This is a genomic window from Scandinavium manionii (assembly GCF_024764775.1).
Taxonomy (GTDB): Bacteria; Pseudomonadota; Gammaproteobacteria; order Enterobacterales; family Enterobacteriaceae; genus Scandinavium; species Scandinavium manionii.
The window spans coordinates 1-252 of sequence record NZ_JALIGC010000002.1 but is presented as its reverse complement, the minus strand read 5'-3'; the positions used below and the strand labels follow the sequence as shown (position 1 = coordinate 252).

At 48.4% G+C, this 252-nt stretch carries 1 tRNA gene; it reads right to left on the bottom strand.

The window, feature by feature from the left end:
• Positions 1 to 158 precede the first annotated feature (158 nt).
• Positions 159 to 234 (bottom strand) — tRNA-Glu (locus MUU51_RS00010).
• Positions 235 to 252: the final 18 nt, after the last annotated feature.

Here is a 252-nt window from a genome sequence, read left to right as displayed (position 1 = left end):
TTCCTTTCTTATTACGGAGAAAGGAAACAGTGTGTCGTTTCAATTTTCAGCTTGATCCAGATTTTTAAAGAGCAAATATCTCAAACATGACTCACCGCATACGCGATAAATCAGTTTTGAGATAGGGGGCCGGCGACTTTCACTCACAAACCAGCAAGTGGCGTCCCCTAGGGGATTCGAACCCCTGTTACCGCCGTGAAAGGGCGGTGTCCTGGGCCTCTAGACGAAGGGGACACTGAAGTCTCAATCGCA